The organism is Massilia sp. Dwa41.01b (genome assembly GCF_014171775.1).
GTDB lineage: Bacteria > Pseudomonadota > Gammaproteobacteria > Burkholderiales > Burkholderiaceae_D > Telluria.
Map to the genome: position 1 here is coordinate 840,103 of NZ_CP050454.1, position 22,354 is coordinate 862,456.

Here is a 22,354-nt window from a genome sequence, read left to right on the forward strand (position 1 = left end):
GTAGTTATTGTTCTTTAACAATCTGGAAGAAGTAAAGTTTTTTTAAGCGTGCAAACGCATCAGCAATGATGAGTGAGCACACTTAGGGTAGTAGTAAAAGTATCAACAAACATGCAACAAGCTGTACTCCTTGAACTATGACGCTCCCTGGTGCGAACCAGGGGCTAACGTTATAGGGACAAGCGAATAAGTGCACATGGTGGATGCCTTGGCGATTACAGGCGATGAAGGACGTAGTAGCTTGCGATAAGCTGCGGGGAGTGAGCAAACACACTTTGATCCGCAGATTTCCGAATGGGGAAACCCGGCCTTTTAGGTCATTGCATGCTGAATACATAGGCATGCAAAGCGAACGCGGCGAACTGAAACATCTAAGTAGCTGCAGGAAAAGAAATCAACCGAGATTCCCAAAGTAGTGGCGAGCGAAATGGGAAGAGCCTGTACGTGATAGTCGACTGGATAGTGGAACGGATTGGAAACTCCGGCCATAGAGGGTGATAGCCCCTTACACGAAATTCAGACGGTGGTACTAAGCGTACGACAAGTAGGGCGGGACACGAGAAATCCTGTCTGAACATGGGGGGACCATCCTCCAAGGCTAAATACTCGTAATCGACCGATAGTGAACCAGTACCGTGAGGGAAAGGCGAAAAGAACCCCGGGAGGGGAGTGAAATAGATCCTGAAACCGTGTGCATACAAACAGTCGGAGCGGACTTGTTCCGTGACGGCGTACCTTTTGTATAATGGGTCAGCGACTTACATTCAGTGGCGAGGTTAACCGAATAGGGGAGCCGTAGAGAAATCGAGTCCGAACAGGGCGACAGTCGCTGGGTGTAGACCCGAAACCAAGTGATCTACCCATGGCCAGGATGAAGGTGCGGTAACACGCCCTGGAGGTCCGAACCCACTAATGTTGAAAAATTAGGGGATGAGCTGTGGGTAGGGGTGAAAGGCTAAACAAACTTGGAAATAGCTGGTTCTCTCCGAAAACTATTTAGGTAGTGCCTCAAGTATCACCATCGGGGGTAGAGCACTGTTATGGCTAGGGGGTCATTGCGACTTACCAAACCATTGCAAACTCCGAATACCGATGAGTGCGAGCTTGGGAGACAGACGTCGGGTGCTAACGTCCGGCGTCAAGAGGGAAACAACCCAGACCGCCAGCTAAGGTCCCAAAGATTGGCTAAGTGGAAAACGAAGTGGGAAGGCTAAAACAGTCAGGATGTTGGCTTAGAAGCAGCCATCATTTAAAGAAAGCGTAATAGCTCACTGATCGAGTCGTCCTGCGCGGAAGATGTAACGGGGCTAAGCCAGTCACCGAAGCTGCGGATATCCTTTATTGGATATGGTAGGAGAGCGTTCTGTAAGCCTGCGAAGGTGTCTTGTAAAGGATGCTGGAGGTATCAGAAGTGCGAATGCTGACATGAGTAGCGATAATGCGGGTGAAAAGCCCGCACGCCGTAAGCCCAAGGTTTCCTGTTCAACGTTCATCGGAGCAGGGTGAGTCGGCCCCTAAGGCGAGGCAGAGATGCGTAGCTGATGGGAAGCAGGTTAATATTCCTGCACCGTCGTATGATGCGATGGGGGGACGGATCGCGGAAGGTTGTCTGACTGTTGGAATAGTCAGTTTCTGCTTCATAGAAGGCACTTAGGCAAATCCGGGTGCGTAATTCAAGGGAGTGGGACGAGCGGCCTTGTGCTGCGAAGCAATCGGAAGTGGTTCCAAGAAAAGCCTCTAAGCTTCAGTCATACGAGACCGTACCGCAAACCGACACAGGTGGGCGAGATGAGTATTCTAAGGCGCTTGAGAGAACTCGGGAGAAGGAACTCGGCAAATTGGTACCGTAACTTCGGGAAAAGGTACGCCCCGGTAGCTTGACCACTTTACTGTGGAAGGGCGAAAGGGTTGCAATAAACTGGTGGCTGCGACTGTTTAATAAAAACACAGCACTCTGCAAACACGAAAGTGGACGTATAGGGTGTGACGCCTGCCCGGTGCTGGAAGATTAAATGATGGGGTGCAAGCTCTTGATTGAAGTCCCAGTAAACGGCGGCCGTAACTATAACGGTCCTAAGGTAGCGAAATTCCTTGTCGGGTAAGTTCCGACCTGCACGAATGGCGTAACGATGGCCACACTGTCTCCTCCCGAGACTCAGCGAAGTTGAAATGTTTGTGATGATGCAATCTACCCGCGGCTAGACGGAAAGACCCCATGAACCTTTACTGTAGCTTTGCATTGGACTTTGAACCAATCTGTGTAGGATAGGTGGGAGGCTTTGAAGCGGGGACGCCAGTTCTCGTGGAGCCATCCTTGAAATACCACCCTGGTTTGTTTGAGGTTCTAACCTTGGTCCGTTATCCGGATCGGGGACAGTGCATGGTAGGCAGTTTGACTGGGGCGGTCTCCTCCTAAAGTGTAACGGAGGAGTTCGAAGGTACGCTAGGTACGGTCGGACATCGTGCTAATAGTGCAATGGCATAAGCGTGCTTAACTGCGAGACCGACAAGTCGAGCAGGTACGAAAGTAGGACATAGTGATCCGGTGGTTCTGTATGGAAGGGCCATCGCTCAACGGATAAAAGGTACTCTGGGGATAACAGGCTGATTCCTCCCAAGAGTTCATATCGACGGGGGAGTTTGGCACCTCGATGTCGGCTCATCACATCCTGGGGCTGTAGCCGGTCCCAAGGGTATGGCTGTTCGCCATTTAAAGTGGTACGTGAGCTGGGTTTAAAACGTCGTGAGACAGTTTGGTCCCTATCTGCCGTGGGCGTTGGAAATTTGAAGGGGGCTGCTCCTAGTACGAGAGGACCGGAGTGGACGAACCTCTGGTGTACCGGTTGTCACGCCAGTGGCATTGCCGGGTAGCTAAGTTCGGAAGAGATAACCGCTGAAAGCATCTAAGCGGGAAACTTGCCTTGAGATGAGATTTCCCGGAGCCTTGAGCTCCTTGAAGGGTCGTTCGAGACCAGGACGTTGATAGGCTGGGTGTGGAAGTGCAGTAATGCATTAAGCTAACCAGTACTAATTGCCCGTACGGCTTGTCCCTATAACCTTAGCAGGATATGGATTCAAGAATACAGCGCTGTTTGTTGATACAGCTGCTACCACTTACTTCTTCCAGATTCAGAGTAGCGTTACCCACAAGGGAAACGATGCTCGTACAAGTCATGCCTGATGACCATAGCAAGTCGGTCCCACCCCTTCCCATCCCGAACAGGACCGTGAAACGACTTTGCGCCGATGATAGTGCTGCAACCAGTGTGAAAGTAGGTTATCGTCAGGCTAGTTATAAGAGAAAAACCCGCTGATTGCGATCAGCGGGTTTTTTTTCGTCTTGAAAAAACGCCGCCGGTTCATGTCCATACTGTGGATCCTCACCTCTGCGGGGTTTTCTCGCGTTCGGGCGGCTGTTTTTGGATCCCTGATTGGTCTCGATGGCCGAGCTGCGTCGCCCATGCAGGGATTGGCTACGTCAAGACTGCGCCGACAGCCGCCTTCTCCGGAACTGCCGCGCTTCAATTCTCGGCAAATGCACGCTCGAAGAAAAAGCCCCGCCAATGTGGCAGGGCTTCCCTCGTCTCAAAGGCAAGACATGGTCAGTCGGAACACGCCGCTTCAAGACACAGCGCATTCGTCACCTGATCAAACACCCCACAGAATGTCAGCCTTGTGATCCCGCGCCGATCGCAGCATTTCCAGCATCGGGTAAGCGCGGGTCGAGAAGCTCACGACCTGGGCCTGCTCATGATCCGTGTCATCATCATCGCCCGTATGCGCTTTAACGTCCTGCTCGACCTCGTCGCTCGACGGGTGCTTGCGGCTCTCTTCGATCTCGTTTTCCAGCAACTGGGCCGCACGGCCAGCTTCTTCCGAAGTGATGACACCGATCTCCGGTTCCTTGCCCAGCAGGTCCAGGATCCGTTTGGCATGATCCTGATACATCATCACGTCAGGATAGGCCTTGCATTTAAAAGTGATTAACATAATGCGTTCTCGTCGTGTTTTTGTCGTAACTAAACGATAACACGACTACCCGAGACGGTCACGGCCCGCACACAGTTAGAGCGCCTAACAAAACCGCCATAGCCGCGTTGCGGCTCCTAGCCGTACAAATGTACTGTCGTCGTCGCCGCGCCTTGCTCTGACGGTTTTGTTAGACGCTCTTAGTCGCGCGAGCCCCGGCCGACGCGATGGCGCAGCAGGAAAGCCAGCGGCGCCATCCCGAGCGCGATCCCGGCTGCGGCACCGGTGCCGGCAACCGCACCAAGGTTCACCTCGGCACCGCTTGCCGCGTTCAACAGCAACATCGCCAGCGCAGCCCAGGCCAGCAGGCTGCACAATTCAAGCAAGGTGGTGACGACATTGCGTTTGCCCCGCTTCTGGAACTCGCCTCGCGCGATCGGCCGTCCCGTCCACAGGTTGATGAGTGCGGCGTTGACGGCCGCGCCGCTGACCGTGGCCGCGGTCAGCGCACCGGCTGCGGGCGCACGCACCGTGAGCCAGAGCAGGGGAGGGCGACCAGCGCCAACACCGGCATCACCGCCGCTGCCAGTTTCGCAAAGCGCACGGCAGCGGCGTTGGCCGGCGCGGTGTGCAAGAGGTCGGGCGCCTCCTCGGCCAGCAGGATGATCGACGCCAGCGCAGCGCTCAGCGAACCGCAGAGCATCGTCAGTCCCGCCCCCGTACCCGGCAGTTGCAGGCTGCCCTCGCGAAAAACGACAAGGCACAGCGGCAGCAGATACAGAAGCTGCAGCAGCACCTGCGAAATCAGATGCGGGTCACGCGCAATCAAACGCCATTCCTTGACGACGACGATGGCCATCAGGGGCCGGCCGAAGCGGTAGCGGGCAGCGCGGGTACGGCTGGCAGCTTGTCCGCTGCCCGCGGCAAGCTGCAGGCCGCGTGCGAAGAAGCCGTGTGTCATGCGTACCGTCAGCCAGGCTGCCGCCGGGGCAAGTGCCGCCATCAGGACCACCGCGCCCGGGTTCCCCAGCGCTGCACGCGCCGGCAACCAGAGCGGATGGCCTTCCCCGAGCGTGGCGACGGCGGCCATCGCCCGCTCGGCGGTGGTCTTGCGCGCGGTGCCATCGCCCTGCGACATCATGCTTCCCGCCTGCGACAACAGGAACAGCAGGGCGCCGGCGAGTGCGCCGATCACCTGGGCGATCACCCGGGTGCGGCGCGCACCGAACATGCGCACCAGCGCCAGGGTCAGCAGCATCGCACCGGAGGTGGCCAACGCCGCCATCGACAGCAACAGCGGATAGATGGCCAGCAGGTCGAACTGGCCGAGGAACAGTCCAACATGGGCGAAAGGCGCCAGGAAAAACAGGTAGAGTGCCGCAACGCCCAGTACCATGCCAGCCAGTTTGACGGCAAAGACACTGCGCGTGGAGAGCGGCGAAGACAGCAGCAAGTCCATGTCGCAGCGGTCGAACAGGGTTTCGACACTGTTTTTCAGCGCAGTCGAGACCATGAAAAGCGCCGTCGCCAGCAGGATCACGCTGACCGCCGCCAGCAGGGTGGCCGGCCGGTTGCCTGCCCCGGCAGCGGTCGTGCGCAGCAGCGCCAGCGCACCCAGGTGCAGCAGTGTCCACAATACCAGCGCACCCACGATCACGCGCCAACGCGTGCGCCGCGTACCGGCGTGGCTGCTGCCCAGCGTCGCGTACCAGAACAGCCGCATTTCATGGCGCAGCAGCCATCCGGTACTGCCGGGCCGCAGCTTCATGCGCCGCCCGTCAGTTGCAGGAACATGTCTTCCAGGGTCGCGCCCGGCGCCAGTTCGCGCAACTGCTCGAGCGTGCCTTCGGCGATCAGGCGGCCATGCTGGATGATGCCGATGCGCTGTGCCAGGCGCTCGGCGACCTCGAGGATATGGGTGGTCAGGATGACCGTGCCGCCCTTCTCGACATGCGAGAGCAGCAGGTCCTTCACCTGGCGCGCGGCGCCGGCATCCAGCCCGGTCAGCGGTTCGTCCAGGATCAGCAGCTCCGGTTCGTGGATCAGCGCACCCGCCAGCGCCAGCTTCTGCTTCATGCCGCGCGAAAAACCCTCGGTCAGCTCGTGCGCATGCTTTTCCAGGTCGAGCCAGGCCAGCAGCGCCCGCGCCCGCGGCTCGGCCACTTCCGCGTCGACACCCCACAGGCCGGCGACGAATTCGAGGTACTCGGTCGGCTTGAGCTTCCCGTACAACATCGGGTCGTCCGGCAGATAGGCCATGCGCCGCTTGGCGGCAGCCGGGTCGCGCGCGAGGTCGATACCGAAGACGGCGACGTGTCCAGCATCCGGCGCCACCAGGCCCGTCACCATGCGCAGGGTCGTGGTCTTGCCGGCGCCATTCGGTCCCAGCAGGGCATACAGCTCGCCGCGCCGCACCGTCAGGTCCAGGCCATCGACTGCCGGGCGTCCGTAGGCCTTCCGCAGTCCGGCCAGCACGAGTGCGGGTGCGTCCGCCATCAGAGCAGCTTGAACGAGGAGATGAACTGGTCGGCCTGCTCGGCGCCGTCCGCCTTCTCGCGGCCGAGCACGATCACCTGGTAAAAACGCTTGCCGCGCGCTTCGAAGTGGCCGCGCAGCCTCGTCGGCTGGCCGTGCGCATTGCCGAGGGCCTCGATGTCGATGCTGGTACGCGCTTCCTCGCCGCTACCGCTGGCCGCGCGCGCATCTTCGCGTTGTACCGTCGCGCCGATATTGCGCACCATTGCCGTCTTCATGGCGGCCACCGCGGCCTGGGCCCGGGCCGTATCCGGTGCCATGCCGGTACCGACCGCAAAGGTCACACCCTCGACCTCGGCCGCCGTCATCGTCATCTCCACCCGCATGCCGTCCAGGTTGACGCTACGCGTGTGGGTCGAGGGCTTGGCCGGGAACATGACCCGGAAAGGTGCTTCCGGACTGCTGTAGTCGCGCCAGTTATAGGTAGGGTTGCAGCCCAGCAGCAGGGCGCCCGCCAGCGCGAGCGCGAGAAATGGTCGTTTTTGCATGCCCCGATGGTAGCAGGGCGGGTGGCCGGGCGCCACCACGGACGGCGCCGCCTCAGCGCTCGTTCAGCCCCCGGCGGTACTGCACGGCCTCGGCCATGTGGCTGGCGTCGATTGCCGTCGCCCCAGCCAGGTCGGCAATCGTACGTGCCACCTTCAACACGCGGTGATAGGCGCGCGCCGACCAGTTCATCAGCGACATGGCCGAGCGCAGCGTCCGCGCCGCACCCGCATCGAGCGCGCAATGGCGCTCGATCTCGTGCGTGCCCAGACGCTGGTTCGGCTTGCCCTGGCGTGCCAGCTGCAGCGCATGCGCCTCGACCACACGTTGCGCAATATGTTCCGTGCTTTCGCCATCGGGACGCGCCCCCATCGCATCGGGCGACATTGCATTGACTTCGATCTGCATGTCGATGCGATCGAGCAGGGGGCCGGAAATACGGTCGCGATAGCGTTGCGCGCTCTCGTTGGTGCAGTGGCATTTGCCGGACGGGTGGCCTTGCCAGCCACAGGGGCAGGGATTCATCGCCGCGATCAGCTGGAAGCGCGCCGGGAACTCGGCCTGGTGCGCCGCGCGCGAAATCGTGATCCGGCCGGACTCGAGCGGCTGGCGCAGCACCTCGAGTACCTTGCGGTCGAACTCGGGCAGCTCGTCGAGAAACAGCACGCCGCAATGCGCCAGCGACACCTCGCCCGGCCGCGGCACATTGCCGCCTCCCACCAGGGCCACGCCCGAACTGGTGTGATGCGGACTGCGAAACGGCCGGGCACGCCAGCGCTCGGCCGAGAAACTGCCGGTGAGCGATTGCACGGCCGCGGCTTCCAGCGCTTCCTCGTCCGTCATCGGCGGCAGCAAACCAGGAAAACGCGAGGCCAGCATGCTCTTGCCGGCGCCTGGCGGGCCCATCAATAACAGCGAATGGTTGCCCGCCGCGGCAATCTCGAGGGCGCGCTTGGCATGCTGTTGCCCCTTCACTTCGGAAAAGTCGGGATAGCTGGGCGGCACCGGCGGCAGGACGTGGCGATAACGCGGCAGCCGCGCCCGTCTTCGCTGGCGGCGAAGTGGGCGCACACCTGCAGCAGTGTGTCGGCCGGATGGATCTCGGCGTCGGCAACCAGCGCGGCCTCGTCGGCATTCGCCCGGGGCAGGATGAAGCGGCGCCGGCTGCCGGCGCTGCTGCGTCCGATTGCAAACGTCATCGCTAGCGCGCCGCGCACCGGCCGCAGCTGTCCCGACAAGGACAGTTCGCCGGCAAACTCATAGCGGTCGATCTCGTCAGCCGGAATCTGGTTCGACGCGGCCAGGATGCCGAGGGCGATCGGCAGGTCGAAGCGGCCGGACTCCTTCGGCAGGTCGGCCGGCGCCAGGTTGACCGTAATGCGTTTTGCCGGAATCTCGAAACCGACGTTCTGCAGCGCCGCCCGTACACGGTCCTTGGCTTCGCGCACCTCGGCGTCGGGCAGGCCGACGATCGTAAAACTGGGCAGCCCGTTCGCCAGATGCACCTCGACGCTGACGGGCAAGGCTTCCATGCCGGCGAGGGCGCGGCTTCTCAACACGGCGAGACTCATCGGTTTCCTTCATGGGGCTGGGCAAAGTCGCCACATCTTAAGAAGTATTGAGGAGGGACGTTTGCGAGCGAGCAGAGGTGCGCGTGTTGATGCGATACTCGGTACTACTGGGAAAGTTTGCGATACGCTTACCATCCCCAAAACGCGATTTCCGATCAAAAAGAGGACTCGATTGAGCTGCATTCTCCGCATCGCAGGGGTGATCTCCCACTACGCGTGCAGTGAGGACGATGTGTAGATGTTGAACCGGCAAGATGGGGGGGGGCCGACGCCTTATCAAACGCTCCAACCGCGCGTTGTGGCCCGGTTTCGCTTGCCCTCGTAGCGCGCACCCAGGCCCGTGTCGCGCCGGCTCAGGGGGCGGAAGGAAGCGTCACACGTCGCGCAAGCTCACGACGGGCATCGTCAGCACGCGCTTGTCCTTGAAGAACGCGATATCGAACAGGGCCGCCGCGCCGACGACCTCCTTGCCAAGCTGGCGCAGCAGGGATGCCGCCGCTTCGATGGTGCCGCCGGTGGCCAGCACGTCGTCGACGATCAGGACGCGCTGGCCCTTGATCCGCTCCGGCTGGATCTCGATGGTCGCGCTTCCGTACTCGCGCCTGTAATCGATGCTGATGGCCTTGCCGGGCAATTTGCCAGCCTTGCGCGCCATCGCGAAGCCGACCTTGCGCTCATAGGCAAGCGCGCCGGCGATCATGAATCCGCGCGCATCCATGGCAAGGAGGAAGTCGAAGTGCAATGCCTCGGTCTTCGCGTGCAGGGTGTCGATGGCGAGGCGCCAATGCTCAGGACTATCGAAAATGCAGCCGACGTCGATGAAATTGACGCCCGGCTCCGGGTAGTCCTGAAAAAATTCCAGCGGAACGCTGTCGAAATCGTTCATGAGAGTGCAGTCGTGGTGCCGGTGGGGCAAATGGCTCGTATTATCGCCGGTTTGCAGGAAGGCGGCGCCGCTGACGCTGACGCCATGGGGATCCAGCCAGCACGACCTTGTCCATTTTGTATCCAACATGTTTCCAAAGGCTTTTTGGTATTGACTTCCAGTAACTGAGACTTCATTGTTCAAATTCCAATGAGGGATGCGGGAAGCGGCGTTTGCGCGATCGGTGTATCGAGGGGCGCAGCTTTTTGCTTGATGGCGAAACGAAGGATGCTCATCCTCGTTTTTTCGCTCAATAAATAAAATCGGGATAAATACGTGAAAGTACTCGTTGCGTTGATGGTCAGTGCCGGCATCCTGTCGCCGGTTTTCGCCGCAGGTGCCACCGCGGCCGTGCCTGTCCAGGCCAGGTCCGCCGTTTCAAACAAGCCGCTCAAGGTCACGTCGGTCGAGGGCATCACCGAATACCGCCTGGCCAATGGCATGCGCGTGCTGCTGTTCCCGGATGCGTCCAAGCCGACGCTGACGACGAACATGGTCTACATGGTCGGTTCGCGCCACGAGAACTACGGCGAAACCGGCATGGCCCACCTGCTGGAGCACCTGCTGTTCAAGCCGACCGCCAACTTCGGCGTCAAGAAGGGCACCAGCAGCCCGGTCGAGGTACTCAAGGCCCTCGGCGCCGATTTCAACGGCACCACCTGGTACGACCGCACCAACTATTACGCCACCTTCCCGGCGAATGACGACAACCTGCGTACGATGCTGGCGCTGGAAGCCGACCGCATGGTGAACGCCCCGATCTCCCAGGACGACCTGTGGAACACCAAGACCAACAAGGGCGAGATGACGGTCGTGCGCAACGAGTTCGAGATTGGCGAGAGCAATCCGATCGGCGTCACCACCGACCGTCTGCAGGCCGTGGCCTACGACTGGCATAACTACGGCAAGTCGACGATCGGCGCGCGTTCGGACATCGAGCAGGTCAACATTCCCCGCCTGCGCGCCTTCTACAAGCAGTACTACCAGCCGGACAATGCCGTGCTGATCGTCGCCGGCCGCTTCGACGAAGCGAAAACCCTCGCGCAGATCAATGCCCTGTTCGGCAAGATCGCGAAACCGTCGCGCGTCATCCAGCCGACCTATACGGCAGAGCCGGTGCAGGACGGCGAACGTTCCGTCACCGTGCGCCGCGCCGGCGGTACCCAGTTCGTCGGCGCCGGCTACCACGTTGCGCCGAGCGGACACCCGGACGCCGCCGCGCTGCAGCTCCTGGCCCACGTGCTGACCAACGCGCCTTCCGGCCGCCTGCACAAGGCGCTGGTGGAAACCAGACTTGCGACCAGCCTCGACTACAGCGGCGTCAGCAATCTCGAGCCCGGCTACCGCATCTTCGGCGCGGTGGTGCCGACGGGGCAGCCGCTGGCACCAACCCAGGAAGCCCTGCTCAAGGTGCTGGAAGACCTGAAGTCCAATCCCGTGACCGAGGAAGAGGTGGCACGCGCACGCCAGGCGGTGGCGAAGAACATCGAACTGGCCCTGAACGACAGTGCCAGCCTGACCATCGCCCTGACCGAGTCGATGGCGGCGGGCGACTGGCGCCTGTTCTTCCTCAACCGCGACCAGGTCGAGAAGACCGACGTCAAGGCCGTGCAGGCGGCGGCCGAGAAGTACCTCAAGGCGTCGAACCGCACCCTGGGCGTGTTCATTCCCACCGATGCCCCGGATCGCGCCGCCGTGCCTGGCGTGACCGATGTCGCGGCCATGGTCAAGGACTACAAGGGCCGCGCCGTGGTGGCGCAGGGCGAAGCCTTCGACCCGAGCCCGGCCAACATCGAAGCACGTACTCAGCGCTTCCAGCTCGCCAACGGCTTGAAGGGCGCGCTGCTGCCGAAGAAGACCAAGGGCAGCGTGGTCACCGCGACCATCAAACTGCGCTTCGGTTCGGAAGAAGCGCTGCGCAACACGGCAACGGCCGGCAGCTTCGCCGCGGGCTTGCTGAGCTACGGCACCCAGGAGAAATCGCGCCAGCAGCTGAAGGACGCGTTCGACAAGCTCAAGGCCCGAATTCAGGTGTTCGGGAGTGCGGAAAATCTCAACGCGACGGTCACGACCACGCGCGAAAACCTGCCGGCCGTGATGGACCTGCTGGCCGAAATGCTGCAGAAGCCGGCCTTCGCGCCGGCCGGATTCGGCGAGTTCCAGCGTGCGAACGTCAACGCCACGGAGCAGGCCATTCCGGAACCGAATCCGCAAGCGAGCACCGCGCTCGGCCGCCTGCTCGACCCGACACCGGAAGGCCACGTCAAGCATGTGCGCACGCTGCAGGAAACCCTGGCCGCGCAGAAGGGCGTTACCGTGGAAGAGGTCAAGGCCTTCCACGCCGCCTTCTACGGCGCGGACAATGCTACCTTCGCCGCGGTAGGCGACTTCGATGCCGCGGCGCTGCAGGCGCAGGTCGAGCGCCTGTACGGTAACTGGCACGCGCAGCAGAAGTATGTGCGGGTGCCGTCGGCCATGAAAGCCGTGGCGGGCCAGAAGCTGACGCTGGCGACCCCGGACAAGGCCAGCAGCCTGCTGCTCGCCGTGGTGCCGGTACCCCTGAAGGACGATGCCAAGGCCTATCCCGCGCTGCTGATGGCGGACTACATGCTGGGCGGCGGCGCACTGCGTTCGCGCCTGGCCGACCGCATCCGCCAGAAGGAAGGGCTGTCGTATGGCGTCGGTTCGCAGCTGAACGTACCTCGCCGCGACCCGGCAGGCATGTGGATGGCCTATGCGATGAGCGCACCCCAGAACACGGCCAAGGTGGAAGCGGTGCTGCGCGAGGAACTGCAGCGCGCCGTGAGCGAAGGCTTTACCGAAGCCGAACTGCAGGAAGCGAAGAAGGGCTGGCTGCAGGGCGAGGAAGTATCGCGCACCTCCGATGAGGCGCTGGCCGGCGCCCTGTCCGAGTACCTGTCGCTGGACCGGACGATGCAGTTCGATGCGGCCGTCGAAGACCAGGTGCGCAAGCTGACGCTCGCGCAGGTGAACGAGGCAATGCGCCAGTTCATCAAGCCGGACGCCATCTCGATCGTGGCGGCGGGCGACTTCGCGAAGGCGGAGCCGCAGGCGGTGGGCGGCGCCAAGTAAGGGCGCCTGTTCCGATAAAAACGCCCGGTCAGGTACCGGGCGTTTTTCATGGCGGGAACGGTCTCCCGGGCTTGAAAGTACGCACCTGCGTGTCGGGTGTGCCGAGGTTGGTCACGCCTGAGCGGCGCTGCTACTTCGAAGAGCGTGCGGCACCGCCGGCGCCGGCTCGGCCAGCGGCGACAAAGGAAGGTTCGGCCAGTTCCAGCAGGTGGGCGCGCACCGCTTGCGGCCAGGCTGCCACCAGCGCACGAAACCGTTCGCCATCGCCTGCGAACAGCGCACGCGAAGCTTCCTCGAAACCGGGCGCGTCGCCCATCAGTTCGTGCATGAAGCGGTAGGCCGCGTCACGTGCTTCACGCCGGGCGTCGTCCCCGCTGGCGTCGCGCGACGCCAGTTCGACCAGCTTGCGCAAGGCCACCGAGGCGCCGCCCGGCTGCGAGGCCAGCCATTCCCAGTGCCGCGGCAGCAAGGTCACTTCCCGGGCGACGACGCCCAGCTTCGGCCGGCCGGCACTACGCGGCGCTGCGCGCGGGATGCGCTGCAGGACCTCTTCTTCCGTTCCGGTGAAATTGATCTCGACGGGGCGACTGGTGCGGCTGTCCAGCAGCGCGATCGACTGTTCGCTGCCACTGTCGATGGCCGCCTTGACGGCGCGCACGACCTCGATCAGGGGGCCTCTGGCCAATCGTTCGGTACCGAGAAAGGCAATGCAATCGGTGGGCAACATGGGTGACTCCTCATGCGGGGCAGCGCGCCGGCGGAACGCTTGTCCTAATATTACCCGGATAAAAACACGCCAACAATAAGGCTTGGGTAACATGTCAGGCGAGCGCCACACCCACCGGCGACCGGTCAGCGATCCAGCATGGCCGCCACCTTCTCGGTGACATCGATCGCGGGACGATGCCAGATGGTGCGCGTCAGCACCAGGTCGACGCCCAGCCGGGCGGGCAGGGTCTGCATGACCTCGTGGATGCGGCTGGCAAGTGCGGCGCGTTCGGTCGCCTTGCGTTCGGCAAAATCTCGCCGATCTGCGCCTGGGCGCGGCGCACTGCCCGCTCCAGTTCGCCCAGCTCGCGCGAACGCAGCAGCTGCTCGCGCTCGCTCAGCCCGGGCGCGTCGCGCGTGAGCTGCTCGGACCTGTCGCGCAACTGGCGCAGTTGCGCCGCCACTTGCTGGCGCCGCGGCGCGAACTCGGCCTCGATCCTGGCGGCGGCCGCACGGGCCTGGGGCGATTCGACCAGCAGGCGTTCGACGTTGACCACCACGGCCCGCACGTCACCGGCACGGCCGGGTTGCGCCGCGGCCGGCGCCGCGCCAAGATCCGCCAGACCGAGCACGCAGCACAGGTCGAGCAGGATGTTGGCGAGGGCTTTCGGAATCGTTTTCAAGATCGTCCTTTGCGATGAATGCAGTGCGGTGTGCTCAAGCCTGCGCATCGGCGTGCGCCGCCTGCGCCGTGCGCGCGGCAGGCATGCCTTGCCAGAGCAGGGCGGAAGCATCGTCGGCGCTTTTCAGCGCCTGCGCGCCGCCGGGGGCCGGCTGCTGCGCCTTCTCCTGTTCGAACCCGCGCAGTTCGCGCATCAAGGTGGCCACGCCCTCGATGCGGCAGCGACGTGCCAGCTGTTCGAGTGTCATCAGGCCGTACACGTCCACCAGCCGATAGAAGCCGTCGGTCATGCCGAGCACCGCGGAACCCGGCGGCAGCTCGCGCGTGACCTGGCGCGCCGCGAAGGCGCCCCGGGGCGCGAGGCACAGCACGTTCGGCGCGTCGGCCTGGTGCTGGGATTCGCGGCGGGCACGCAGCATCGGCAACAGGCGCTCGCGCCGCAGCGCCGGGTCGACGATGCCTTGCGCGGTCAGCTCCGCCATCGCCGTGCGCAGCACGTCCTCGTGCGGATTCACATACGGGTCGAGGTCGATGACGCTGTCATCGGCGCCGATCGCCAGCGTCTTGCAGTCGCCCAGGCAGTAGAGCGAGAGGGGGCGAGATGGCCGGACCGGGGCTGCACGCGGATCCAGGTCAAGGCCGCGAGCGGGTAGGCGTACAGGGGAATGGCGCGTCCGCCGGCGGCGGCAAGGTAGTGCGCGCGCACCGCCGCCAGGGCCTCAGGCACGGCCTGCGCCTGCTCCAGGCCGCGCCCGATCGCCAGCGCCAGTTCGGCGGCGAAAGCGTGGGTGAACCAGGCGACGTCGCCCTGGACCGTATCGATATGGTTCGTGTCGGCGACCGAGGTGGCGCCGTCGAGCACGATCAGGTCGACACGACCGCTGCCTTCGATCACGGTGAGCAGGTCTTCGTTGATGCCGCCGTGTGGTGCAGTGGAGAGGAGTTCGGTGGTCATGCGTTCGTTCGAGGCTGCCGGATGAGCATGATGGTATCACCCCGCCGGCATCCTGGAACGGCGCTCAGCCGCATTCGCCCACATATTGGCAGTTGTCGCAGCGCGTGCAGCCTTCGGCCTTGCGCAGGGCGCGCGCGCCGCATTCGGGGCACTTCGCCGCCGAAGCCGAGACGACGGGCAGGCCTGTCGTTGCCACGCCTTCCGGCATGCCGTCCGATTCAGTCTCGCCACAGCGCGCCGCCAGCGCTCGCGCCAGCTGCGCGACCGGCACCCCGTTGCCCTGCGCATCGAGAAAACCGCGCTTGATCAGGATCCGCTGCAGCATGAAGCCGACCGCCGCCGCTTCCGAGTCGTGGTAGACCGGTACCCGGGTGCCATCCTCGCGGGTCAGGTGGCCACAGCGCACCGGGCCCTTTTCCCACACGACGTCGCGCATGTCGGCCAGGGCCTTGGCGATCGGCCCGCCGGCCCGCGCCAGCATCGACAACAAGCGCATCGAGGAGGTGATCCATTGCTGGCCCTCGGTGCGCTGGCCGGCCGGCATGAAGAATTCGAAGGGGCGCTCGATCGTCACCGGCACGCCGTCAACCATGCCCTCGACGCGGATGAAACTCACGGTGAGATAGAAAGTCTTGCGGCCTTCCTGGGTCGAGTACTCGACTTTCGAGGTGACCGACTCGAGTTCGCCCAGCGGCCGGCCCTCGAAGCGCTTGCGCAGCGGGTCGTTGTCCAGCGCCGCCGGGGTGTCGTGGCTGGCGACCTCGGGCTGCGGTGTCGCCGTCGGTAAGCCGCCAGCCGCGTTCTCCAGCACGCTGCCCAGCACCGCATTCGGGCGGTAGGTGGCCAGGCCCTTCAGCCCCGCGCGCCAGGCTTCCAGGTAGAGGTTGCGGAAGTCCTCGTAGGGGTAGTCGGCCGCCACGTTCACCGTTTTCGAGATCGCCGTGTCGACGAAGGGCTGCACCGCCTCGAGCATGCGCAGGTGGTCGCTTGCCCCCATCTGCAGGGCGGTAACGAATTGCGGCGGCAGTGCCTCGCCCACCTGCGCCCCAGGCTGGCGCTGCCGGTACAGGCGCCAGGCGTGGTCTTTCACCTCGTAGCTGCGCATGCTGTCGTCGGCCATGCGCTTCTTGCGCTGGTAGGTCCAGGAATAGGGTGGCTCGATGCCGTTCGAGGCGTTGTCGGCAAAGGCGAGCGAGATGGTGCCGGTGGGCGCGATCGACAGCAGGTGCGAATTGCGGATGCCGTGCGTGCGGATGGCCTCGCGCAGCGCCTCGGGCAGGCGCGCCACGAAACGGCCCTCGAGGTAGCGGTCCGCATCGAACAGGGGAAAGGCACCCTTCTCGCGCGCCAGTTCGACCGAGGCGGCATAGGCGGTGTCGCGCAGTTCCTCGGCGATGCGCGCGGCGAGCAGCCGGCCCTCCGGCGCATCGTAGCGCAGTCCCAGCATCACCGGGGCGCTGCCGAGACCGAGGAAACCGAGGCCGATGCGGCGCTTGGCGCGCGCCTCGTCCCTTTGCTGGGGCAGCGGCCACTCGGTGGCGTCGAGCACCAGGTCGAGCATGCGTACCGCCACGGTGACGACCTCGCGCATCCTGGCGAAATCGAAGCCGGCATCGGGCTCGAAAGGCTGCTGGACGAACCGCGTCAGGTTGATGGAGCCGAGGTCGCAGCAGCCGTAGGCGGGCAGCGGCTGCTCGCCGCAAGGGTTGGTGGCCGCCAGCCGCTCGCAGTACCACAGGTTGTTTTCACTGTTCATGCGGTCGAGGAAGAGCACCCCTGGCTCGGCATGGTCGTAGGTAGAGGCCATGATGCGGTCCCACAGCGCGCGTGCGCGGACGCTGCGGTAGACCCAGAGGCCATCGCCGCGCTGGAAGGCACCGGCGGCGACCAGTTCTTCTCCCGGCTCGGCGCGGTGCACCAGCGGAAAATCGGCGTCGGCCTCGAGCGCATGCATGAAAGCGTCGCTCACGCCCACCGAGATATTGAAGTTGGTGAGAGCGCCGTGGTCCTTGGCGGCAATGAAGCGTTCGATGTCGGGATGGTCGATGCGCAGCACGCCCATCTGGGCGCCGCGGCGGGCGCCGGCCGATTCCACCGTCTTGCAGGAGGCATCGAAGAGCTCCATGTACGACACCGGCCCCGAGGCGCGCGAGCGGGTGCCACGCACCAGGCTGCCATGGGGACGGATGGCGGAAAAATCGTAGCCGACGCCGCCGCCGCGGCGCATGGTCTCGGCTGCCTCGGACAGTGCCGTATAGATGCCGGGCAGGCCGTCGTCAACGCCCGTGACGGAGTCGCCGACCGGTTGCACGAAACAATTGATGAGGGTTGCCTTGATGGCGAGGCCGGCGGCGGAGTTGATGCGTCCGCCCGGAATGAAGCCGGCTTCCTGGGCAGCGTAAAACTGCTCGGCGAATCCGGCGCGGTGTTCAGCCGGCTCCAGTGCGGCGAGGGCGTCGGCGACGCGCCGGCGGACATCGGCGATCGTCGTTTCGCCGTCTTTCGCGTATTTCTCGCGCAGCACATGCATCGAGATTTCCTGCGTCGATACCTCCTGGGGAGGCAGGCGCGTGCCGGGCGTTTGGTCTTTCGCATTCATGGGTTCGCTCCTGCATGAATGCCGAAAGCACGCTTACACCTTCGGAGCGCGCTCCGTCAGCTGTGCTTCCAGCGCGGCCACGCGCAACTCCAGCGCTTCCAGCTTGGCGCGCGTCTTGGCCAGGACCTGGGCCTGGATATCGAATTCCTCGCGGGTCACCAGGTCGAGCTTGGAAAAGCCCTGGGTCATCATCGCCTTGACGTTGCGCTCGATGTCCTTGGCGGGCGAGCTTTCCATGGCCTGGTTGATCTTGCCCTGCAAGTCATTGAAGAAGTTGTTCATGTCCATCAGTCCTAGTCAATCAGCCCGCGCACCAGGGTGGTGCGCCGCGGCCAGGTTTGGTGCGTCGTGGCGGTGTGCCCGGCCAGCGCGCACGGTTTTATGGTGATTTTGTTGTGTCTATCAGCAGAAGTGGGGCGTCTTGGCGAGAAATCAAGCACATGGCTTTGCTGCCAAAGGCTGGCACGCATCCTGCTAAAGGAAGGAGAAAGCCGCGACGCTACAGCGACAGATTGTAAACCATCCGACCATCCGTTCCATTTCGAGGGGTATCGATCATGAAGAGCAAGGCAGCAGGGAAGGCGGCCGTGTTGGCGCTGGTAATGACGGGAGCGACGCTGGCCCGGGCCGAGGAAGCGGCGCCCGAGCACCAGCTCGGCTACAACGTCGCGCTCGCCAGCGAATACCGCTACCGCGGCCTCTCGCAGACGCGTTTCGACCCGGCCCTGCAAGGGGGCGCCGACTATACCCACACTCCCAGCGGCTTCTATGCCGGTACCTGGCTGTCCACCGTCAAATGGACGAAGGACCTGGGCGGCGACGGCAATGTGGAAGTGGACTTGTATGCCGGCAAGCGCGGGACGCTCAGTGGCATCCCTGGCGGCGCCGTCACCTATGACGTCGGCGCTTTGTACTACTGGTATCCGTCGAACGACCTGCACCCGAACGCGAACACCTTCGAGCTGTACGGGCAGGTGGGCGTGGGGCCGGCCTACCTGAAGTATTCGCATGCGACCACCAACCTGTTCGGCACGCCCGACAGCAAGCAGAGCGGCTACCTGGACCTGGGGGCGAACGTGCCGGTGGCCGAGGGACTGGTATTGAACCTGCACGCGGGCCGCCAGCGCGTGAAGAACAACGGCGCGCTCTCGTACACCGACTACAAGATCGGCCTGACGAAAGACGTCGGTTTCGCCAGCGTGGCGCTGGCCTGGGTCAAGGCCGACACCGAAAGCTATCTCAGCCCCCAGGGCCGCAACCTGGGCAAGTCGGCGGCCGTGCTGACCGTATCGAAAACTTTCTGAAAGAGGCAATGCGATGAAACTGATTACCGCCATTATCAAGCCCTTCAAGCTCGACGAAGTGCGCGAGGCGCTGTCGGACATGAACGTGCAGGGCATGACGGTGACCGAAGTGAAAGGCTTCGGGCGCCAGAAGGGACACACCGAGCTCTACCGCGGTGCCGAGTACGTGGTCGACTTCCTGCCGAAGATCAAGATCGAAGCCGCCATCGATGACGCGCTGGTCGACCAGGTCATCGACGCCATCCAGGGCGCCGCCCGCACCGGCAAGATCGGCGACGGCAAGATCTTCGTATCCGACCTGGGCCAGGTCATCCGTATCCGTACCGGCGAGACCGGCAACGACGCACTGTAAGGGGCTGACGATGAATCGACTGTTCACCAAATCCGCTGGCCTGCTGCTCGGCCTCGGCCTGGCGCTGCCCGCCATGGCCGCGCCCGCCATCAACAAGGGCGATACCGCCTGGATGTTCGTTGCCACCCTGCTCGTGATCATGATGTCGATCCCGGGCCTGGCGCTGTTCTACGGCGGCCTGGTGCGCGCGAAGAACATGCTGTCGGTGCTGCTGCAGGTCTTCATGATCTTCTCCATCATCATCGTGCTGTGGTGCCTGTACGGCTATTCGCTGGCCTTCACCGGTGGCAATGCCTTCATCGGTGGCTTCGACCGTGCCTTCCTGAACGGCATCTATGATCCGGCCGCAGGCGTGTTCAGCATGGCTGCCACCTTCAGCAAGGAGACGATGATCCCCGAGTTCATCTTCGTCGCCTTCCAGGGCACGTTCGCCGCGATCACCTGCGGCCTGATCGTCGGCGCTTTTGCCGAGCGTGCCCGCTTTGCCGCGGTGCTGCTGTTCGTGGTGCTGTGGTTCACCTTCGGCTATATCCCGGTGGCGCACATGGTCTGGTTCTGGGCCGGCCCGGATGCGATCAAGGATGCCGCCACCCTGGCTTCCGTCACGGCGGACGCAGGCTGGTTGTGGCAGAAGGGCGCGCTCGACTTCGCCGGCGGCACCGTTGTGCACATCAACGCGGCCGTTGCCGGCCTGGTCGGCGCATATGTGATCGGCAAGCGCGTCGGCTATGGCCGCGAATCGATGGCCCCGCACTCGATGACGATGACGATGATCGGCGCTTCGCTGCTGTGGGTGGGCTGGTTCGGTTTCAATGCCGGCTCGGCCCTGGAAGCGGGCGACATCGCTGCGCTGGCCTTCATCAACACCTTGCTGGCGACTGCCGCCGCAACCGTGGCCTGGACCCTGGGCGAGTGGATGACGAAAGGCAAGCCGTCGATGCTGGGCGCGGCGTCCGGCGCGGTGTCGGGCCTGGTGGCGATCACCCCGGCCTGCGGCTTCGTCGGCCCGATGGGCGCGCTCGTCATTGGCCTGATCGGCGGCATCGTCTGCCTGTGGGGCGTGAATGGGCTGAAACGCATGCTGCGCGTGGACGATTCGCTCGACGTGTTCGGCGTGCATGGTGTCGGCGGCATCGTCGGCGCGTTGCTGACCGGCGTGTTCGCCGCGCCGCAACTGGGCGGGCAGGGCATCTGGGACTATGTCACCAACAAGGCGTCGCTTGAGGTGTATTCGATCGGCCACCAGGTCTGGGTGCAGGCGCAGGCGGTGGGCGTGACGATCGTCTGGTCGGCTGTCATTGCCTTCCTTGCCTTCAAGATCGTCGACCTGACGATCGGGCTGCGCGTGCCGGAAGAGCAGGAACGCGAGGGCCTCGATATTACCAGCCACGGCGAATCGGCGTACCATGCCTGATACCGCAAGCTGATCGAGACAGAGGCGCCCTGCGGGGCGCCTTTTTGTTTTCAGCAACCTTAGGTGCGGTGCAGCATAAGCCTTTAAAATGGGAGTATTGCCCCAAGATAAATGCATTGATTGCCAAGAAGCCAATAAGGATAGCATTCCATGGTTCCGCACCTCGCCACGGCCCTGACCGGCCCGCTGCTCGATCTAGAAAAGAAAATCCTCGATGCCACCCCGGCCATCGAGCGCTGGTTCCGCCTCGAGTGGCAGGAACATACGCCGCCGTTCTATTGCTCGGTCGACTTGCGTAACGCCGGTTATAAACTGGCGCCGGTCGACACCAATCTGTTCCCGGGCGGCTTCAACAACCTGTCCACCGAAATGCTGCCGCTGACCGTGCAGGCGGCCATGGCGGCCATCGACAAGTACTGCCCGGACGCGCGCAACCTGCTCTTGATCCCGGAAACGCATACGCGCAATCCCCACTACCTGCAGAACGTGCAGCGGCTGATGCAGATCTTCCGCCAGACCGGCCTGCACGTGCGCCTCGGTTCGCTGTCGCCGGAGGTCACCCAGCCGACGCCGCTGGCGCTGCCAGACGGGAACATGCTGGTAGTGGAACCGCTGGTGCGTTCGCCCAACGGCCGCCGCCTGGGCCTGGCGGACTTCGACCCGTGCACGATCCTGCTCAACAACGACCTGTCGAGCGGCATTCCTTCGATCCTGGAAAACATCCACGAACAGTCGTTGCTGCCGCCGGTGCATGCCGGCTGGGCGGTGCGCCGCAAGAGCAACCACTTCAAGGCGTTCGACGAGGTCGCGAAGAAGTTCGGCAAACTGATCGACATCGATCCGTGGATGGTCAACCCGCTGCACGCGAAAGTCAGCGAAATCGACCTCGAGCACGACCAGGGCACGGAAGCGCTGGCCGATGCCGTATCGAGCCTGCTCTCGAAGATCAAGAAGAAGTACAAGGAATACGGCATGAAGGAGCAAAAGCCCTTCGTGATCGTGAAGCCCGACGCCGGCACCTACGGCATGGGCATCATGACGATCAAGGACGCCAGCGAAGTGCGCGACCTGACGCTCAAGCAGCGGGCCAAGATGTCGGTCATCAAGGACGGCCTGGCCGTGACCGACCTGATCGTGCAGGAAGGCGTGCCTACTTTTGAAAACATCGATGACGCGGTGGCCGAGCCCGTGGTCTACATGATCGACCGCTATGTCGTCGGCGGCTTCTACCGCGTGCACGCCGAGCGCGGCATCGACCAGAACCTGAACGCGCCCGGTTCGCAATACGTGCCGCTGGCATTTGCCCAGCAGCATGCGGTACCGGACCTGAAGGCCCAGCCGGGCACGGCCGCGCCGAACCGCTTCTACGTGTACGGCGTCGTGGCGCGCCTGGGTTTGCTGGCGGCTTCGCTGGAACTGGAACGCACCGATCCAAATCCGGAAGTGTATTGAACGCCGCGGCTAGGCAGCCAAAGACATCGACAGGGACCTGCGGGTCCCTTTTTCATTGGCGGCGTGCCTGGCGCCTGTGTATGCGGCGATAATGTTCGCTCAACAATATTGCGACTGTCATCAGGCTTTTACGAAAAGACACCATGCGCCGCTTCTCGTTCGCCTTGCTGATGCTTATCTTCGCTGCCGCAGCCCTGTCCTGGTTCGCCGGCAGCAGGCTGGTGGCACCGATTCGTCATCCGGTGCCGCTGCCGGCTGGCCTGGCGGCACGCAAGGTGGCGCTGGCACTGGAGGAGGGGCGCACCCTGG

17 protein-coding genes, 2 rRNA genes and 1 pseudogene are annotated in these 22,354 nt (G+C 63.3%); 7 read left to right on the top strand and 13 right to left on the bottom strand.

Annotated features, from left to right (window positions below; all coding sequences use genetic code 11):
• Nucleotides 1-176 precede the first annotated feature (176 nt).
• Nucleotides 177-3,052: ribosomal RNA gene (locus G4G28_RS03835) — 23S ribosomal RNA — on the top strand.
• Between the two features lie 124 nt (nt 3,053-3,176).
• Nucleotides 3,177-3,289 (top strand): 5S ribosomal RNA (gene rrf / locus G4G28_RS03840).
• A gap of 359 nt (nt 3,290-3,648) precedes the next feature.
• Here rrf and G4G28_RS03845 read toward each other — a convergent pair.
• The 7 genes and pseudogenes from G4G28_RS03845 to G4G28_RS03870 all read right to left on the bottom strand — a co-directional run bounded on the left by G4G28_RS03845 (nt 3,649) and on the right by G4G28_RS03870 (nt 9,630).
• Entirely contained in the window at nt 3,649-3,990 is a 342-nt protein-coding gene (locus tag G4G28_RS03845) for a DUF1840 domain-containing protein (RefSeq protein ID WP_182990907.1), read from the bottom strand.
• Nucleotides 3,991-4,169: 179 nt separating this feature from the next.
• On the bottom strand, nt 4,170-4,499 hold the full coding sequence (locus G4G28_RS25215; protein ID WP_229425439.1) for a hypothetical protein: 330 nt from the start codon (nt 4,497-4,499) through the stop codon (nt 4,170-4,172).
• The gene (locus G4G28_RS03850) at nt 4,472-5,737 is read right to left on the bottom strand and encodes a hypothetical protein (protein ID WP_229507883.1); all 1,266 of its coding nucleotides are present in this window, start codon (nt 5,735-5,737) and stop codon (nt 4,472-4,474) included. The genes G4G28_RS25215 and G4G28_RS03850 overlap by 28 nt, the downstream gene beginning before the upstream one ends.
• Nucleotides 5,734-6,465 (bottom strand): ABC transporter ATP-binding protein, encoded by a 732-nt coding sequence (locus G4G28_RS03855; RefSeq protein ID WP_182990908.1) that lies wholly within the window; start codon nt 6,463-6,465, stop codon nt 5,734-5,736. The genes G4G28_RS03850 and G4G28_RS03855 overlap by 4 nt, the downstream gene beginning before the upstream one ends.
• The gene (locus G4G28_RS03860) at nt 6,465-6,992 is read right to left on the bottom strand and encodes a hypothetical protein (RefSeq protein WP_183108059.1); all 528 of its coding nucleotides are present in this window, start codon (nt 6,990-6,992) and stop codon (nt 6,465-6,467) included. Before G4G28_RS03860 ends, G4G28_RS03855 begins: the two co-directional genes overlap by 1 nt.
• Before the next feature lie 52 nt (nt 6,993-7,044).
• Nucleotides 7,045-8,561 (bottom strand): annotated as a pseudogene (locus G4G28_RS03865) (YifB family Mg chelatase-like AAA ATPase).
• A gap of 373 nt (nt 8,562-8,934) precedes the next feature.
• The gene (locus tag G4G28_RS03870) at nt 8,935-9,630 is read right to left on the bottom strand and encodes an adenine phosphoribosyltransferase (protein WP_182990909.1); all 696 of its coding nucleotides are present in this window, start codon (nt 9,628-9,630) and stop codon (nt 8,935-8,937) included.
• 132 nt (nt 9,631-9,762) lie between these two features.
• On the opposite strand from G4G28_RS03870, the gene G4G28_RS03875 reads away from it, so the two are divergent.
• Nucleotides 9,763-12,579, top strand: coding sequence for a pitrilysin family protein (locus tag G4G28_RS03875; protein ID WP_182990910.1), 2,817 nt, complete (start codon nt 9,763-9,765; stop codon nt 12,577-12,579).
• 130 nt (nt 12,580-12,709) lie between these two features.
• Here the strand turns inward: G4G28_RS03875 and G4G28_RS03880 are convergent, their stop codons facing one another.
• The 6 genes from G4G28_RS03880 to G4G28_RS03905 form a co-directional block, all read right to left on the bottom strand.
• Nucleotides 12,710-13,306 carry a DUF2239 family protein gene (locus tag G4G28_RS03880; protein ID WP_182990911.1) on the bottom strand — a complete coding sequence of 199 codons (597 nt, stop codon included), beginning with the start codon at nt 13,304-13,306 and terminating at the stop codon, nt 12,710-12,712.
• A gap of 193 nt (nt 13,307-13,499) precedes the next feature.
• A complete protein-coding gene (locus G4G28_RS03885; protein WP_183108060.1) occupies nt 13,500-13,970 on the bottom strand; it encodes an OmpH family outer membrane protein in 471 nt (156 codons plus the stop codon).
• 34 nt (nt 13,971-14,004) lie between these two features.
• Nucleotides 14,005-14,484, bottom strand: coding sequence for a hypothetical protein (locus tag G4G28_RS03890; protein ID WP_183108061.1), 480 nt, complete (start codon nt 14,482-14,484; stop codon nt 14,005-14,007).
• Nucleotides 14,481-14,924: a hypothetical protein gene (locus tag G4G28_RS03895; protein WP_183108062.1), complete on the bottom strand. Its 444-nt coding sequence runs from the start codon at nt 14,922-14,924 to the stop codon at nt 14,481-14,483. The genes G4G28_RS03890 and G4G28_RS03895 overlap by 4 nt, the downstream gene beginning before the upstream one ends.
• 64 nt (nt 14,925-14,988) lie before the next feature.
• Nucleotides 14,989-17,523, bottom strand: a complete 2,535-nt coding sequence (locus tag G4G28_RS03900; protein ID WP_183108063.1) for an adenosylcobalamin-dependent ribonucleoside-diphosphate reductase — start codon at nt 17,521-17,523, stop codon at nt 14,989-14,991.
• A gap of 33 nt (nt 17,524-17,556) precedes the next feature.
• Nucleotides 17,557-17,811, bottom strand: coding sequence for an accessory factor UbiK family protein (locus G4G28_RS03905; protein ID WP_182990916.1), 255 nt, complete (start codon nt 17,809-17,811; stop codon nt 17,557-17,559).
• Between the two features lie 269 nt (nt 17,812-18,080).
• Between G4G28_RS03905 and G4G28_RS03910 the strand changes: the two genes are divergently transcribed.
• The 4 genes from G4G28_RS03910 to gshA all read left to right on the top strand — a co-directional run bounded on the left by G4G28_RS03910 (nt 18,081) and on the right by gshA (nt 22,045).
• Complete coding sequence (locus G4G28_RS03910) at nt 18,081-18,827, top strand: TorF family putative porin (RefSeq protein ID WP_182990917.1); 747 nt, start codon at nt 18,081-18,083, stop codon at nt 18,825-18,827.
• A gap of 13 nt (nt 18,828-18,840) precedes the next feature.
• Nucleotides 18,841-19,179, top strand: coding sequence for a P-II family nitrogen regulator (gene glnK, locus G4G28_RS03915; protein ID WP_182990918.1), 339 nt, complete (start codon nt 18,841-18,843; stop codon nt 19,177-19,179).
• Nucleotides 19,180-19,189: 10 nt separating this feature from the next.
• Entirely contained in the window at nt 19,190-20,593 is a 1,404-nt protein-coding gene (gene amt / locus G4G28_RS03920) for an ammonium transporter (protein WP_182990919.1), read from the top strand.
• A gap of 150 nt (nt 20,594-20,743) precedes the next feature.
• Entirely contained in the window at nt 20,744-22,045 is a 1,302-nt protein-coding gene (gshA, locus tag G4G28_RS03925; RefSeq protein ID WP_182990920.1) for a glutamate--cysteine ligase, read from the top strand.
• The last annotated feature ends 309 nt before the right edge of the window (nt 22,046-22,354 follow it).